The sequence below is a fragment of the Massilia rubra genome, assembly GCF_011682065.1.
In the GTDB taxonomy this organism is placed as follows: Bacteria; Pseudomonadota; Gammaproteobacteria; order Burkholderiales; family Burkholderiaceae_D; genus Telluria_A; species Telluria_A rubra.
The window spans coordinates 52751-67714 of the sequence record NZ_VUYU01000020.1; the positions used below are offsets into that span (position 1 = coordinate 52751).

General features: G+C 63.6%; 14 protein-coding genes. 10 read left to right on the top strand and 4 right to left on the bottom strand.

The genetic code is table 11. The features are described from left to right. The first annotated feature begins 57 nt into the window (after nucleotides 1-57). The 3 genes from F0185_RS24475 (at nucleotide 58) to F0185_RS24485 (ending at nucleotide 2496) form a co-directional block, all read left to right on the top strand. A complete protein-coding gene (locus F0185_RS24475; protein WP_223164568.1) occupies nucleotides 58-807 on the top strand; it encodes a YdhR family protein in 750 nt (249 codons plus the stop codon). Between the two features lie 165 nt (nucleotides 808-972). Beyond that, the gene (gloA, locus tag F0185_RS24480; RefSeq protein WP_187362643.1) at nucleotides 973-1365 is read left to right on the top strand and encodes a lactoylglutathione lyase; all 393 of its coding nucleotides are present in this window, start codon (nucleotides 973-975) and stop codon (nucleotides 1363-1365) included. A gap of 459 nt (nucleotides 1366-1824) precedes the next feature. After that, on the top strand, nucleotides 1825-2496 hold the full coding sequence (locus tag F0185_RS24485) for a hypothetical protein (protein WP_167228885.1): 672 nt from the start codon (nucleotides 1825-1827) through the stop codon (nucleotides 2494-2496). Between the two features lie 36 nt (nucleotides 2497-2532). Here F0185_RS24485 and F0185_RS24490 read toward each other — a convergent pair whose 3' ends face one another. Both F0185_RS24490 and F0185_RS24495 read right to left on the bottom strand, forming a co-directional pair. Beyond that, on the bottom strand, nucleotides 2533-3027 hold the full coding sequence (locus F0185_RS24490) for a contact-dependent growth inhibition system immunity protein (protein WP_167228887.1): 495 nt from the start codon (nucleotides 3025-3027) through the stop codon (nucleotides 2533-2535). Nucleotides 3028-3039: 12 nt separating this feature from the next. After that, nucleotides 3040-5241 carry a TonB-dependent receptor gene (locus F0185_RS24495; protein WP_167228889.1) on the bottom strand — a complete coding sequence of 734 codons (2202 nt, stop codon included), beginning with the start codon at nucleotides 5239-5241 and terminating at the stop codon, nucleotides 3040-3042. 135 nt (nucleotides 5242-5376) lie between these two features. Here F0185_RS24495 and F0185_RS24500 point away from each other — a divergent pair, with 135 nt between their 5' ends. From F0185_RS24500 to F0185_RS24510, 3 genes are all read left to right on the top strand, one after another. Next, a complete protein-coding gene (locus tag F0185_RS24500) occupies nucleotides 5377-6519 on the top strand; it encodes a PepSY-associated TM helix domain-containing protein (RefSeq protein ID WP_167228891.1) in 1143 nt (380 codons plus the stop codon). Next, nucleotides 6516-6683 (top strand): hypothetical protein, encoded by a 168-nt coding sequence (locus F0185_RS24505; RefSeq protein WP_167228893.1) that lies wholly within the window; start codon nucleotides 6516-6518, stop codon nucleotides 6681-6683. Before F0185_RS24500 ends, F0185_RS24505 begins: the two co-directional genes overlap by 4 nt. A gap of 353 nt (nucleotides 6684-7036) precedes the next feature. Continuing rightward, the gene (locus F0185_RS24510) at nucleotides 7037-8023 is read left to right on the top strand and encodes a hypothetical protein (RefSeq protein ID WP_167228895.1); all 987 of its coding nucleotides are present in this window, start codon (nucleotides 7037-7039) and stop codon (nucleotides 8021-8023) included. Here F0185_RS24510 and F0185_RS24515 read toward each other — a convergent pair. Continuing rightward, a complete protein-coding gene (locus tag F0185_RS24515; RefSeq protein WP_167228897.1) occupies nucleotides 8013-9245 on the bottom strand; it encodes an SMP-30/gluconolactonase/LRE family protein in 1233 nt (410 codons plus the stop codon). The two genes, F0185_RS24510 and F0185_RS24515, sit on opposite strands and share 11 nt — an antisense overlap. 10 nt (nucleotides 9246-9255) lie before the next feature. Further along, the gene (locus tag F0185_RS24520; RefSeq protein WP_167228899.1) at nucleotides 9256-12009 is read right to left on the bottom strand and encodes a TonB-dependent receptor; all 2754 of its coding nucleotides are present in this window, start codon (nucleotides 12007-12009) and stop codon (nucleotides 9256-9258) included. Between the two features lie 491 nt (nucleotides 12010-12500). On the opposite strand from F0185_RS24520, the gene F0185_RS24525 reads away from it, so the two are divergent. The 4 genes from F0185_RS24525 (at nucleotide 12501) to F0185_RS24540 (ending at nucleotide 14954) form a co-directional block, all read left to right on the top strand. Beyond that, entirely contained in the window at nucleotides 12501-12815 is a 315-nt protein-coding gene (locus F0185_RS24525; RefSeq protein WP_166888335.1) for a YbjQ family protein, read from the top strand. Nucleotides 12816-12819: 4 nt separating this feature from the next. Further along, nucleotides 12820-13275 carry a YbjQ family protein gene (locus F0185_RS24530; protein WP_167228901.1) on the top strand — a complete coding sequence of 152 codons (456 nt, stop codon included), beginning with the start codon at nucleotides 12820-12822 and terminating at the stop codon, nucleotides 13273-13275. Nucleotides 13276-13283: 8 nt separating this feature from the next. After that, nucleotides 13284-14099: a M48 family metallopeptidase gene (locus tag F0185_RS24535; RefSeq protein ID WP_167228903.1), complete on the top strand. Its 816-nt coding sequence runs from the start codon at nucleotides 13284-13286 to the stop codon at nucleotides 14097-14099. Nucleotides 14100-14480: 381 nt separating this feature from the next. Then, a complete protein-coding gene (locus tag F0185_RS24540; protein WP_167228981.1) occupies nucleotides 14481-14954 on the top strand; it encodes a gluconokinase in 474 nt (157 codons plus the stop codon). Nucleotides 14955-14964 lie beyond the last annotated feature (10 nt).

Below are 14964 nucleotides of genomic sequence, written 5' to 3' on the forward strand. Positions count from 1 at the left end.
TATGTAGCGATCGTTATTTTAACTTAACAGAGAGCCCGTATACCTATGAAAATTTGCATGGTGTCCGTGAACAGCACATTCAAGCTAGCCGCCGTCACCGTCCTCGCGACGGTTTTCGGCGCGTTCAATGCCGCCGCCCAAACTACCCTCATTCAACAGGAGAAAAGCATGACCCACAAAGCGTATGTCTATACTGAACTACAACTTTCCGTCCCGTTCGAAAACGTGCCGTGGAAGCGAATCAACGACAGCATCAAGAAGCAGCCGGGCTTCATCAACAAGACCTGGCTTGCGGGCGTCGGCAACCATTCCGCAGGGGGACTGTATGCCTTTGATACGATCGAAAACGCGCAGAAGTTCGTGACGGGCTACTTCCCGGAAGAAGCACGCAGTTTTGGCGTCGCACAAACGACACGGGTATTCGACGCCGCAGCGACCGAAGCGGCGAGCCGGGAAATGAACTCGGTTCACTATGATGGCAAGATCGACGTCAAGCCCGGTGCCTACGTCTATACGGAAGTGCAACTGCATGCCATGCCCTTCGACCAGGCTGTGCCTTGGCGCAAACTCAATCCGGTCCTGAAGCGCCAGCCAGGTCTATTGTCGAAGACCTGGCTGTCCGGTGTACATAGCGGAACCCCAGGAGGGCTGTACGCGTTCGACACGGTCGAGAATGCCCGCAAGTTCGCGGTGGACTACTTCCCGACGGAGGCGACCGCTCTGAACGCCGCTTTCTACACCCGAATATTTGATGCGAACGTGACCGAAATCGCGAGCCGGGACATGCACTCGCCGTACTACCGCTAGCCAACTGCAGGTGAAGCTCAGCCTGTGCGCGGGGCTTCTTTTACGCTTACCCATTACCGCCAAAGATTGGAGGAACACATGTCGCTCGCCCCCGGGAAGGCGCCGCCGAATATCACAGTCAATTCAGCGCCGGCGTCCCAAGCCGGGGCGATCATCGCCGGCCGCATGTTGCACACAATGCTAAGGGTGCGGGACTTGGACGTCTCGCTCGATTTCTACCAGCGCATTTGCGGCATGCGGCTGTTGCGGCGCATGGACTTCAGCGAGGGACGATTCACGCTGGCCTTCGTCGGCTATGGCGAGGAGAACGACACCACGGTGCTGGAGCTCACGCACAACTGGGACCAGCGTGCATATGCAATAGGAACCGCATATGGGCATATTGCGATCGGCGTAGCGGATATATTCGCTGCCACGCAGGACGCGGCGGCCGCCGGTGCGAAAGTGACACGTGCTGCCGGGCCATTGCAAGGTGACAGGAACGAGATCATTGCCTTTATCGAAGATCCGGACGGCTACAAGGTGGAGCTGATCCAGCACAAGGCGAGCACGGCATAAAATTAACCATGTTTCAAAGTCGACGCACTTTGCTCACGTGGTCTGGTCGGGGCCAACAAACGAGGGTTTGTCTCACTCCCGCGTCCGACCAGCGAGCGGCGGGTAGCTCAAGCACAACGACAATCCACAATCCCTTTCCAATATTCAAAGTCCAGCTAGGCCGGTCGCTCAAGAACCTGATCGAGTTGGTCGAGCGGCTTGAAGCGGCCAAGGTGGGGCTGCGCAGCCGAAGCCGTGCGCGAATACCAGTGTGGCCGGACCGTACCCGCGCATCTTGACGTTGTTGCGGTGTTCAATGCGCATGCCAGAGCCAGATAAATCGTGCGCCAGCGTGGGCGCCGTCGACGCCGATTATAGCAAGGGCATGCGCTGGCGTGCGCGCGGCTGCTCGCTGCGGAAGCGCCGATGTTGCATAATTATGGATCGGAAATGCATGCTATCCATAACAAGGGGAATCGAGTGAACAAGCATCTGCAGCATTGTGGCGCCGTGCTGGCCGTCCTGGCGGCGGGAACCACGCAGGCGGCGAGCCTGGCATTGACCTGTGGCGACAGCGGCAAGGCCGGTTTGGAAGCGAAGCGCATCAAGGCGATGGCCGCCGGCGTGGTCAAGCGGCAATCGAAGCATGTGTTGCAGGTCGAGGCCGCCGGCAAGACGCTGGCATTCACCGACAAGCCGCCTTACGACGAGCCGCTGGACGGTGAACGCTATGCATTTTGCGAGCGAAAGGAGGGCTTCATCCTGCTCGCCCATGTCAATGGCGACGAGTTGACGGGCAAGCTGGTTAACGAAGCAACGGGCAAGGTCGGCCCCGGCGGCGACGCCGTGCTGTTTTCGGCCGACCGGCGCGCCTACCTGGCCACGTCGCAGGACAACGGCAGGGATGGCGCCACCTGGACTGTCTATGCGCTCGACGGCCGCCAGTCCTGGACCGGGGGCGATTATCTCCTGCATCCCACCAAACCGGACTACAAGGCGGCCGAGCTGTCAGAAGAACGCTGGGAGGCGAACGGCGAACTGAGCGCGCAGGCGCGGTGCATCGAAGGCAAAATGGCGCCGTGGCGGGTCAAGCTGGTCAAGTCCGGCGGCACCTGGAATTGGCACCCCCACCGCAAGTGCCCGGATGCATGATTGGCTGCGCAGCGGTATCATGCCGCAACCGCGCGATCAGCGCATCAGCTGCGGGTCCGGAGCGAGATACGCGGCCGGCTGCGCCGTGGCGGCCCCATCGAGCCGCGTACACAGCGCTTCCATCGTGGCCATGGACTCGCGCAGGCCGGCCAGGCCCGACTGCGCCTCCAGCAGGCACACCCACGGATCGATCCCGAAGCGCTGGGCCGCGTGCCAGTCGGCCCAGTCGTATTCCAGGGTCAGCCTGAACAGGTCGCCGGGGCTGGCGTCGGCCTGGATCAGCGCTTCCTGGCCGACGACGTACAAGGCCAGCGCCAGCGCCAGCACGCCGCCCTCGCGCTGGCGCAGCAGGGTGCACAGCTCGTCGGTCTGAAGCAGCTTCATCGGTTTTGCCTGCACCGCCGCCACCCGCCGCGCCAGGCCGCCGCCCGCATCGGGCAGGGGCGCCGTGCCGTTGACGTCGTCGAGCGAGCGGTCGAGGAAGCTGTCGGGCAGGAACAGGCTGACGATCGGATAGATTGCCTGGATCATGGCGCTCGTGCCTCAGAACGCCAGGCTGCCCGACAACACCACGGTGCGCGGGGTCGCCGCCACCAGGTAGCCGGCGTCGAACGAGGAGCCGGTCGAGGCCCAATAGTTGCGGTTGGCGGCATTGTCGATGCGCGCGCGCAGGGTCAGCGTGCGCGCGCCGATGCTGGTCAGGTAACGCGCACCGATGTCGATGCGGGTCCAGGCCGGCACTTGCTTGGTATTGGCCAGGTCGGCATATTGGGTCGAGGTGTACAGCGAGCGCAGATTGACGCTCAGGCCGGACACGCCGGGCACATCCCATTCGGCGCTGGCGTTTAGCTGCGTTTTCGGGGCGCCGATGGCGTGCTTGCCGTTGTTGGCGGCGATGTTGGTGTTGCCCTGTTCGGTATCGAGCAGGGTCAGGCCGCCCAGCAGGCGCACGCCGCGCAGCGGAGCGCCGAACAGCGACAATTCCACGCCTTGGTTGCTTTGTTCGCCGAACAGGCCGGCCACATCGCCCTGGATGGCCAGCAACGGTTTGGCGGTCGTAAACACCGCCGCGCTCATGCCGAGTTTGCCGCCGTCATACTTGACGCCGGCTTCCTTCTGTTTCGACTTGTACGGCGAAAACACTTCGCCGAGATTGGCCACCTGGCGCCCGGCCGCGGTGTTGCCGCTGGCCACAGGTCCCTTGACCAGGGCTTCGATGTAGTTCGCATACACCGACACGCGCTTGTTGACCTTGTACACCACGCTGGCCACCGGGGTGTTGGCGCTGCCGTCGTACTGCGAGGTTTGCTGCGCGCTGCCGTAGGCGAAACCGGCATCCTTGATGGTCTGGCGGCGCAGGCCGAGGGTGATCATCACATTGTCGTCGAGCAGGGAAACGGTATCGGCCACGGCGTAGCTGGTGAGGATGGTTTTTTGCGTGATGCGCGGGTCGCTCATCACCCCGCCGGTGAAGAAATCGGGCAGTGGCGCGGCTGCGTCGAGCGGGTGGTAGATGTTGGTCGGCACGCCGGCAAAATTGCTGATCGCGTAGGCATTTTTCGCTTCGTTCCAATGTCCCGACCAACTGGCCACCAGCGCGTGCGCGAGCGCGCCGGTACGCACCCTGGCGCGCAGGCCGAGTTCGCCGGTGCGGATTTCCTGCTTGCGCGCATTGTCGAAGCGGTACACGCTGGCATTGCCGTCGAGCGAAGACAGCGCCGGCTCGCCCAGGCTGTTCGATTCCTTGGTGGACCGGGTGCCCACGGCCGCCCAGGCGGTCATCTCGTTGCCGAGATCAACTTCGGCGCGCATCGTGCCGAATACATCGCGCTCCCTGGAAAAGCTCCAGGGCTGGCCGAAGTTACGCCTGGCGTCGGGCGCGCCGGGAATGGCGGCGATGCCGGCCGTGCCGACGCTCGGACGCGGTGCGTCGAGGTCGAAATCCTGGTAGCCCGCATCGGCCGACAGGCGCAGCGCGCGCGCGCGGTAATCGAGGCCCACCGAGAACATGCTCACCCCGTGTTCTTCGCGCGCCACACTGGTTTCGCCGCCGCGTTTGGCGGCATTGAGGCGCATGCCGAACTGCTGCTGGTCGCCAAAGCGGCGGCCGAGGTCGATTGCGGCGTAGGCATGGCCGCCACTCTCGACGCCGACTGTTACTTCGGTCAGCGGACTGTTGCCGGCGCGCTTGGGCATCAGGTTGATGGCGCCGCCGCTGCCGCTGCCGCCCGGCGCGGCCCCGTTCAGGAACGCGCTGGCGCCGCGAAACACTTCCACCCGTTCCAGCAGTTCGGGCGAGACATACTGGCGCGGCAGCACGCCATACAGGCCGTTGTAGCCGACATCGTCCGAATCGAGCGCGAAGCCGCGGATCATATAGACTTCCTGGAAATTGCCGTAGCCGCGGGACAGGCGCACCGCCGGGTCGCTCTGCAGCAGGTCGCCGACGCTGCGGGCCTGCTGGTCGGCGATGAACTGCTGGGTATAGCTGGTGCTGCTGAACGCCGAATTCATGATGTCCATATTGCCCAGCAAGCCCATGCGCCCGCCGCGCGCCACCTGCCCGCCGGCATACGCCCGCGACAAGCCTTCCGCCGACGCGTCGGCCGACGCCGTTACGGTGACGGTGGGAATGGCGGCGTCGCTCTCGACGGCGCTGGTCTGCGCCTGCGCCTGCGCGGCGAAGCTGGCCAGCAGGAAGGCGGCGAGGGCGAAAGGGGTGGGGGCGAAGTGAGGCTTATGCATGGCGGGTTGTCAGTAAGTCAGGTGGAAACGATTCCCATTATAAACTGCCAGGTGCGCAGGTTTCTGGTAATTGAGAATGATCTCCATTATCATTCGCGTTTAGCCACTGTGCCAGCCTGCCCGGCGCCCTCTGTCATGACACCGAATACCGTCCGCCGCTGGGCCTGGATACACAAGTGGACCAGCCTGGTCTGCACGATCTTCATGCTGCTGCTGTGCCTGACCGGCCTGCCGCTGATCTTCCATCACCAGATCGGGGAACTGCTGGGCAACGAGATCGTCGCGCCCGAGATGGCGCCCGGCACGCCCAAGGCCAGTGTCGACACCGTGATCGGCGCCGGCCTGGCCCTGTATCCGGACATGGTGATGCAATACATGTCGCAGGAAGCCGACGACGACAAGATCTGGCACCTTACCGTGGGCAAGACCCGGCTCGACCCGGATTTCAAGTCGATCGCGGTCGATTCCCGCACCGGCAAAGTGATCCGGGAAAACAAGTTCGAAGGCACCTTCATGAACATCATGCTGCGCCTGCACGCGGACCTGTTTGCCGGGCTGTGGGGCATGCTGTTTTTGGGGTTGATGGGGTTGCTGTTCCTGATTGCCACGGTGTCCGGCGTGGTGCTGTACGCGCCCTTCATGCGCAAGTTGCAATTTGGCACCGTGCGGCGCGAGCGCGCCAGCCGCCTCAAGTGGCTCGACATGCATAACCTGCTCGGCATCGTCACCCTGGTGTGGGCGCTGGTGGTCGGCGCCACCGGCATGATCAATACCTGGGCCGACCTGCTGCTGAAGTACTGGCAGAACGACCAGTTGGCCGCCATGATCGCCCCCTACAAGGACCTGCCCGCGCCGGCCGCGCTGGGGCCGTTGCGGCCGGGGGTCGACGCTGCGCTCAAGCTCGAGCCCGGCATGCAGGTCGGCTTCATTGCCTGGCCCGGCACCGCGTTTTCCAGTCCCCATCACTACGGCATCTTCATGCACGGCAAGGAAGCGCTGACCTCGCGCCTGTACAAGCCGGTGCTGGTCGATGCCGTGACTGGCCGCGTGACCGACAGCCGCGACCTGCCGTGGTACCTGACCGGCTTGCTGATTTCCCAGCCATTGCACTTTGGCGATTACGGCGGGGTCTGGATGCAAGTCTGGTGGGCCTTGCTCGACATCGCCACCGTCGTGGTGCTGGGCAGCGGGGTCTACCTGTGGCGCAAGCGCAAGCGCGCGCGCGCCGGCAACCCGCAGCTCAGGGGCGCCGCCGTGGCCGCCGGGAGCGCGCCATGAAAGCGCCGTTCCTGGCCCTGTGGGGCTGGCCCATCGTGTTTGGCGTGCTCACTTGCGTCGGCCTCGTCGCGGCCCTGCTCGGCGATGGCTGGTGGGATGCGGTGTCGGCCGCGACCCTCGGCATGCCGGTGCTGGCGTGCGCCTGGTATGGCCTGAAGCGCTAGCCGGCTTGATAGAAAGCCTTCCGGCCGGGGAGCGGCTGTATCTGATGGAACCAGCCCATTCAAGCGTGCCGCTAGCACGTGCTGTCCTCAATCGCCCCGAGATGCCTTCCACTAACGGATGACCATCCTCCCGCATGAGCTCCGACTTGATTTCTGGTCAAAATGATACGGATGTGATAATTGAATAGAATGCACGATATGTAAATACATATACTCATTGGTTCGCGTCCTTGAAAAGAGGTGCTCTATCAACCGCATCCTCACGAAATGGAATTGGCAGCGCAGCCGGACCCAGTAGCGTGCTCTCATTGGGGGCGCCCAAACTTGGAATCAAAACAATGAGGGGAAACTAAATGAATATCAAGAGTTTTTGTAGTCTCGGCGCGATGACATTGCTGTTGACTTTGACGATTCGCCCGACTGTCGCCGCAGAGTATGTTCCTGTGGGCCCGCAGCCCACTCCCGGCCGGGGACCAGCGTCGGTGGAAGCGGCGCCATCACCTAGCATCTTTGGGAATATCATCTCCAAAGCCTTCGGATCCCGGCAAAGTGTCGTGGAGGTCCGCGTCCCCAATCCGGACAACAAGCCAATTACTTTCCCCAAGTGCGCGGCCCCACCGACAATCGCCGAGATCGGGGGCAACTTTGACACATATCGGTACACCATGAGCCGAAGCGCCGCAGCCAAACTCAACATAGTCGGCGGAATGGGGAGCTCCGAATCGTCCGGCGAAGAGATGATTGCTGTTTTTGAGTTCTCGCGGTCCAAAGAGTGTCTTGCTACTGACGGTAAAACTAGAATGGTCTACGGTCAAGCTATCCGGACCGTCATGTCATTTGCGAGCGCGGAGGGCAAGATATCCGTTAGTTTTCCGGTGGTGGCCGCGTCGGCCACCATGGCTGGAAAAACATCCACGGTAAGCGTTAAGAATATCGGTTTCGACGATCCGGCAATGAGGCTTAAAGCTGTCGCGATGTCGTCAATAAACCTCGACGTGGGCACGTATGCCGAGTTCTCAAAGCTGCACCGTGAACTGATCGACTTGGCTGCCGCGGCTGCAATTCCTGTTACTGTGGAGCTTCTCGGGATTATCTCGGTCCTTGAGGAAGACGAATACAAGTCGACTTTGCTGTCCGCATATGCAATTCAAGCCATTAAGGATGGAAAGAGCTGCGCCGATGCAAAAACGAAGCTAAAATCTCCCGACGATACGGTCGCGCTTAAAGTGATTGACTCCACCTATGTCGCCATCGCCGGAGTATGTTCCGGAACCAGTCCCACAAGCGCGTCCATAACCAAAGCCCAAGAATATTTACGCGGCATGACAGTCAAACGCTGAGTCCCGGACGCGAGCGTCGGCACGATAGCTCAGCCGGCGCTTGCGCCAAAAAATAAGGAAGATGAATATTGGCGCGCTCGCCGCCGCCCTCGCCGCAGAGTGCCGCTTGCATCATTGTCCGGGAGCTAGCCTCCCCCGCCGCGCGCGGCGGGCGCGCGATCCATCCGAGCGCGCCGCCGTCGGCGTTGTGAATGTACAGGCGAGCCGCGCTGACGGTGGCGCCGGTGGTCAGGGGCGAAGCGCCGCCCGGGTCTTGCAGGTCGTCCAGTACATTGCCGTCTTCGCTGAAGGCCATCACGTGCCCGACCGGTATGGGCGCGGCCCACAAAAAGCGCGGGATGCGCAGCACCACGCGGCGGAGAAAAGGCCGGCGCGCCATCTTGTCCAGGTCGTTCCGCTGGCCGCCGAAGCCCAGCCAGAGCGCGCCATCGGGCGCGCGGGTCAGGTTGTCCGGATAGCCGGGCAGGTTGTCGAACAGGATCTGCGCCTGCATGGACGGCTTGCCCACATCGAGTTGATCGGCTTCAATCGCGATCTTCCACACCCTGTAGCGCCCGCTCTCGCTGACGAACAGGCTCGCTCCATCGGCGCTCAGGGCAATTCCATTGACCAGCGAGAAACCGCGCGCGAGCTCGCGTAGCGCCTTGGTCGCCGGATCGTATTCCAGCACCCGTCCCGTGGCCGACTGCTCCATCACATCGAGCATGGCCGCTTCCACCGTGCCGCCGTGGCGGGCGGGGGGGAAGCGCGTGGACGATTCGGTGACGTAGATCTTGCCGCTGGCGCCAATGGCCACCGCGTTGAGAAAACGCGCCCGGGCCTCGCCCAGTGCCGACACCTGGCCGCCTGGCGCGACCGACAGCAAGCCCTTGACGCCGTCCGCCACCACCAGGCTGCCATCGGCGGCGAACGCCATGCCGAGCGGGCGCCCGCCGGTGGCGGCGAACACGTGCTGGCCGCTGCCATCGGGGTTCATGCGCAGGATGTTGCCGCTCCTGACGCCCAGGTACAACTTGCCGTCCGGGCCTTCGAGCATGTGTTCCGGCCCGACTTCACCGTGCAGGTCGATGCGCTGCGCGCCCGCCAGCTTGCTGTTGGCGGCGTGCACGCCGGTGTAGCCGGGCGCGGTGGGCGCCTCCCAGCCGACCGGGTCGATCGGCACCGGCCACAGGCCGAGGCAGGAAGCCAGCACCACCGTGCCGGCTGCGCGAATCCACAACATGCGTACTGACTTAGCGGAACGCGTAGTTCACGCTGCCATAAAAGCGCCGTCCGCGCGGGTCGGTGTAGGTTGGGTCGTAGCCGGAAATGAAGAAGTTGGCCTGGTTCGAGTACGGCGGCGCCTTGTCGAACAGGTTTTGCACGCCGGCGCGCAGTTTCAGGTTCTTGCCAAACTCATAGGCCAGCGACATGTCCCACAGCGAATACGCTTTCACGCGGTTGGCCGCCACCACGGTGCCGTTGTCGACGTTGATGGCCGAGTTCTGGTCGTCGTAGCCGGCCGAAAAACTGTTGGACACGGTGGCCGAGAGCGGACCCTGGTCCCAGTCCAGGCTGACCGTATGGCGCCAGCGCTGCACCACGCTGTCGGTGACGAACTTGCCCAGGTTGCTGATGTACGGGTCGCCCGTGGCGGTCTGGATTTTCGAATCGAGCACATAGGTGCCGTTCAGGCGCGCGCCGAAGCGGCCCAGGCCGGTATTCGCGCTGCGCAGGTTGACCACCAGGTCCAGCCCGCTGGCGATCTGGGCGCCACGGTTTTCCTTGTGCAGTTCGATGTACTCGATCACGCCGTCTTCATCGCGGTGGACCAGGCTGCCGTACTTGCCCAGGTTGCCGAGGATGATGTCGTCGCCGATTTCGCTGATCAGATCGGTGCGCTTGATCTTCCAGTAGTCCAGGCTGGCGTTCCAGTGCTTGCTCGGCTCCATCACGATGCCGGCCGACACCTGGCGGCTGCTTTCCGGTTTCAGGTTGACGTTGCTGTAGCGGCGCGTATCCCAGTTGGTGGCGCAATCGGCATAGTTGTTATCCACGGTGGCGCAGTAGACCGGGTCGGGCAGGGTGGCGGTGCTGCTGTAGACGGTCGGGCGGTACAGGTCGGACATCGACGGTGCGCGGAAGCCCTTGCCGGCCGAGGCGCGCACGGTGAGCGCCTTGTTCGGGGTGTACGCCATGCCGATTTTCGGGCTCAGGGCGCCGCCGACGCGTTGGTAGCGGTCGTAGCGCGCCGAGAACTGGCCCTGCCACTCCTTGGTGAAGGGCGCCAGCACTTCGCCGAACACCGCGTACACCTTGCGCTGGTCGCTGGTGGCCTTGCCGCCTTCGGGCGCGGAATCGTTGTTGATGTTGTCGCTCATGAGCAAGGCCGACGGATTGAAATCGGTGCGCTCGCGGCGCGCTTCGGCGCCCACCGCCACGCCCAGGTCGCCGCCGGCCAGCGTCATCAAGGAACGCGAGGCCTTGAAGTCGAGCGAATCCATGGTGCCGCGCGCGCGCCGCACCACGTCGTTGACCTGGATGCTATCGAGCAGCGCCACGCCTTCGGCGCCGGACGGGCCGAAGGGATTGATCCTGCCGTCGGCCACGCCAGCGAGCAGCTTGTCGAGCAGCACGTAACCGTGGGTATCCCTGTCCTTGACGGTGTTCACGCTATGGTTGTAGCCCACGTCGTAATCCCAGCCGGCCGCGATGCCGGTCACGCCGGCCACGTAGCGCTGGCTTTCGCTGGTCAGTTCGCTGCTGCGCATGCCGGCTTCATTGAGCCGCATGCGCAGCTGGAGTTCGCCGGGATTGTCGTCATCGACTTGGTCCAGGCCGCTATTGGCCAGGGCTGGAATCTTGCGGTAATCGATGTAGGCGGTCACGCGCGCCGACGAGCCGACGTAGTTGGTGCGCGAGCGGCTCAGGGCCATTTCGGCGTAGGCCTGGGTGTCGGCGCCGAGCTTGAACACGCCCCGGCTGAGCAGGTTCTGCTTGTTCGACTTGGGGTACAGCTCGGTGTCGCCCATGTAGTTGTAGGTGCAGGCGTCCACGCCGCCGGTGCCGTCCGGCAGGTACAGATTGGCCGGCGCCGCGCAGGTCGGGATCGCCAGGTTGATCTGGCGGTTGGTAATCGTCCGGCCGTTGAGCAAGAAGCCGGTTTCCTGCAGGTAGTCGCGCTGGGACGAGGAGAGGCGGATGTTCGCCGGGCTGGTATAGCTCGACAGCAAATGGCCGAGGCGCTGCGGGATCCGCAGTTCATTGATGAAGCTGCGCTGCGAGGTGTTCAGGCGCTCGGTGCTTTGCACGTCGAGCACGGCGAACACGTTGTAGCCGTCCTTTTCCAGTTCGCCCGTGCCCAGGCTGAGGGTGGCGGCGCGCTTGCCGGCGCCGCCTTCCTTGGTGCCGAGCGCGTAGGCGTTGATCTCGACGCCACGGAAATCCTTGCGCGTGATGAAGTTGATGACGCCGCCGACCGCGTCGGTGCCGTACAGGGCCGAGGCGCCGTCGAGCAGCACTTCGACGCGCGAGATGGCCGCCGCCGGAATATTGTTCAGGTCCACGCCGGAATCGTCGCCAGGGGACGCGAAGTTGGCCATGCGCCGGCCGTTGAGCAGCACCAGGGTCGACGAGGTGCCGATGCCGCGCAGGTTGGCGCTATTGAAGCCGCGCTGGTCGCCGCCGACGTTGATGCTGGCGCCATCGGTCAGGCCGCCCACGTTCGACGAGATGCGCGCCATCAGTTCGGCGGCGGTGGTCACGCCGGTCTTCTCGATTTCTTCGCGCGTGACGATCTGCACCGGCAGCGGGGTTTCGGTGACGATGCGCTTGATGGCCGAACCGGTGATCTCCACCTTCGGCATCGGCGCCTCGCTCGCCTGGGCCGAGGCGGCGCCATGGGCCAGCAGGCCGGCGCAGGCGCTCGCGTGCAGCGCCCCGCGGACGGCGCGCGTCAGGCGCGAAACAGGGATCAATTGGGGATTCTGGCGGTCTTGCTGGCGCATGCTGGAGGCTCCGTGGGAATGAGGGAATTGCGGTGACGCCAATGGCGTCGATGGAAGCCATGTCGGCCACGATATCCGACACCGTCTCTGCCGCCGACGGCGGGAAGTGGTTCTTCCGGAGCAGAAAAAGAGGGTTTGTCGATCAAGGTGATGGCTGTCTGACGCGCATGTGAGTATTTAACAAGCTTTCCACTGTACGCAGTTCGTGACGAAAGCTCAATAGTTTCATGTGCCAGCTGCGCGCGGCGCGCGATGCGATGGCGGGCCCCGGCCGGCCCGCGCATCGCACAGCGCCCGCAACAGCGGGTGCATGCGTTGTGCATGCGGCGGCCCGGGCCGCGCGCCACAGGCACGGCTCAACTCATCGATACTGTTGCGTTTTCGCCCGGTATGCATGCGCTCCCGGCATGCAGACTGGGTGGAAAAGCTATCTTATTGGCAGGATTGCAACTATAATTAATGTCCACTTAAAGTAGTAAAGAAAGTAACTCATGTTAATGACGAATATCGAAACCATTCCGGGCAAAACCATCATGACCTGCCACGGCGTGGTCTCGGGCAGCACCGTGCGCGCCAAGCACGTCGGGCGCGACATCATGGCCGGCCTGAAAAATATCGTTGGCGGCGAGCTCAAGGGTTACACGGAGCTGCTCAACGAATCGCGCGACAGCGCCATCGAACGCATGCAGGCACAGGCCAGGCAGATGGGCGCGAATGCGATCGTCAACGTGCGCTTTTCGACCTCGTCCGTGGCCGCCGGCGCCGCCGAAATCTATGTGTACGGCACCGCCGTCACCGTGGGCTGAGACGATGGGTGAGTTAGTCGCCATCGGATTCTGGCTGGTATTGGTCGTGGTCGGCTATTTCTTCGGCCGCGCCGCCGAGGCCAAGCACTACGCATCGATCCACAGCCGCGAAAAAACCTGGCTGCACCTGCCATCGACCTCGCTCAAGACCTTGCTCGACCCGGCCCGTCCGGTCGAACGCAGTGAGCTGGTGTACGGCAACGTGGTGGTCTCGATCGATTACTTCAAGCAGGCCGTGCTGGGATTGCGCTCGTTCATCGGCGGCGCCGTCACCTCGCACGAAACGCTGATCGACCGCGCCCGCCGCGAGGCCGTGCTGCGCCTGAAGGAAAGTTGCCCCAACGCACACGAGATCGTCAACCTGCGCCTGGAAGCGATGTCGATTTCCGGCAAGCGGCCTGGCAGCGTGACCTCGGTGGAAGTGCTGGCCTACGGCACCGCCATCTACTTCGCCAAGTAAGAAACGCCATGAAATACCAGCCTTCGCTGCCCGAACATAACGACAACATCTCCGACCAGCATCCGCTGAAGGATTTTTTCGTGATCGGGCTGTGGCTGGTGGCGGGTACGGCCCTGCTGTTCTGGATGCTGGCGCTGGCCGTCGATACGGTCGTCGAGCGACTCGACCACGAAAGCGAGGCGCGCCTGTACGCGCTGTTGCCGGCCAAGGCGATCGAAACCGCGCCCGCCGAGCGCCCCCGGCAAGTGCAGGTGCAGGCGCTGGTCGACAGCCTGCGCACCTGCGCCGGCCTGCGCCTGCCGTCGAATGTCACCCTGTACAAGTCGGACACACCCAACGCCGCGGTTCTGCCGGGCGGCAATATCGTCGTGTTCACCGGCTTGCTCGATGAGGTGAAGTCCGAAAACGGCCTGGCCTTCGTGCTGGCGCACGAGTTGTCGCACATCACCCAGCGCGACCATTTACGGGCGCTGGGGCGCGGCATCGTGCTGTTCGGCGTGTCGGCGCTGCTGACCGGCAGCGATTCGGGCCTGAGCGACTTGCTGGCGCCGGTCGGCCAATTGGGCGACGCCACGTATTCGCGCACGCGCGAGGCGGCGGCCGATGCGGCGGCCCTGCGCATCCTGCATTGCCGCTACGGCCATGCGGGCGGGGCGACCGAGCTGTTTGCTGCCCTGAAAGAGGGCGACGCCGACCCGACCGGCCTGTCGCACTACGTGGCCTCGCATCCGGCCATGCAGCAGCGCATCGATGCGCTCGACGCCGCCATCCGCACCGGCGGCATGACAGTGGGGCCGGTCACGCCGCTGGCGCCGGCGCCCTGACACCTGCCCGAAAAGCACGCAGGTGCATTTTTGTGTTTAGAAGCAATGACTTAGCGTGCGAGCGGCTGGCTTGTTAACAAACTTATCCACAGATTCTGTTTGCAACTTAAGGCCGGATAGCAACTGTCCACAGTGCCTGATAATAGGGCAGTGCGATTTTCCCCTTTAAAAGCAAGGACTTGCCGACGTCGCGAGTGGCTTGTTAACACACTTATCCACAGAATTTGTTTACAACTGTGGATAGCAAGGCCATGCAGCGGCCCGCCGAACGCAAAACATCTTTACAAATCGGCCCGATTCGCTAGACTTCGAGTCCTGATGTTAGCGCTAACTTTTGGAGGCGGCATGGTCGGCAAGGATGACAAGATGCGTTGGGTGGTGATGGGGGTGTCCGGCTGCGGCAAGAGCACGGTCGGGCAAGCGCTCGCGCAAGAGCTCGACGTGACGTTCGTGGAGGGCGACCAGTATCATCCGGCCGCGAACGTGGCCAAGATGTCGGCCGGGGTGCCGCTCGACGATGCGGACCGGGCCGGATGGTTGCATGCCCTGCAAGCGCAGATCCGGGAGGCGCGCGCGCGTGGCGCCGGCCTGGTGCTGTCGTGCTCGGCGCTCAAGCGGCGCTACCGCGACCTGCTGCGCGAAGGCGATCCGGCGCTGCGCTTCGCCCACCTGGACGGGCCGCGCGAACTGATCGCCGAGCGCATGCGCGCCCGCGCCAATCACTACATGCCGCCCGCGCTGCTCGAGAGCCAACTGCGCGACCTCGAACCGTTGCAGCTTGATGAAGCCGGCGTGGTGCTCGACATCGGCAGCGCCCCGGCCCTGCAGGTGGCGCGCATCCTCGGCGGCCAGTGAGGCCTGGCCG

Bases quoted from the DNA above. Each gene is read 5' to 3' on its own strand.
- F0185_RS24475 (WP_223164568.1), top strand. From the start codon at position 58: ATGGTGTCCGTGAACAGCACATTCAAGCTAGCCGCCGTCACCGTCCTC.
- gloA (WP_187362643.1), top strand. From the start codon at position 973: ATGTTGCACACAATGCTAAGGGTGCGGGACTTGGACGTCTCGCTCGAT.
- F0185_RS24490 (WP_167228887.1), bottom strand. From the start codon at position 3,027: ATGATCCAGGCAATCTATCCGATCGTCAGCCTGTTCCTGCCCGACAGC.
- F0185_RS24495 (WP_167228889.1), bottom strand. From the start codon at position 5,241: ATGCATAAGCCTCACTTCGCCCCCACCCCTTTCGCCCTCGCCGCCTTC.
- F0185_RS24500 (WP_167228891.1), top strand. From the start codon at position 5,377: ATGACACCGAATACCGTCCGCCGCTGGGCCTGGATACACAAGTGGACC.
- F0185_RS24505 (WP_167228893.1), top strand. From the start codon at position 6,516: ATGAAAGCGCCGTTCCTGGCCCTGTGGGGCTGGCCCATCGTGTTTGGC.
- F0185_RS24510 (WP_167228895.1), top strand. From the start codon at position 7,037: ATGAATATCAAGAGTTTTTGTAGTCTCGGCGCGATGACATTGCTGTTG.
- F0185_RS24515 (WP_167228897.1), bottom strand. From the start codon at position 9,245: ATGTTGTGGATTCGCGCAGCCGGCACGGTGGTGCTGGCTTCCTGCCTC.
- F0185_RS24520 (WP_167228899.1), bottom strand. From the start codon at position 12,009: ATGCGCCAGCAAGACCGCCAGAATCCCCAATTGATCCCTGTTTCGCGC.
- F0185_RS24525 (WP_166888335.1), top strand. From the start codon at position 12,501: ATGTTAATGACGAATATCGAAACCATTCCGGGCAAAACCATCATGACC.
- F0185_RS24530 (WP_167228901.1), top strand. From the start codon at position 12,820: ATGGGTGAGTTAGTCGCCATCGGATTCTGGCTGGTATTGGTCGTGGTC.
- F0185_RS24535 (WP_167228903.1), top strand. From the start codon at position 13,284: ATGAAATACCAGCCTTCGCTGCCCGAACATAACGACAACATCTCCGAC.
- F0185_RS24540 (WP_167228981.1), top strand. From the start codon at position 14,481: ATGGGGGTGTCCGGCTGCGGCAAGAGCACGGTCGGGCAAGCGCTCGCG.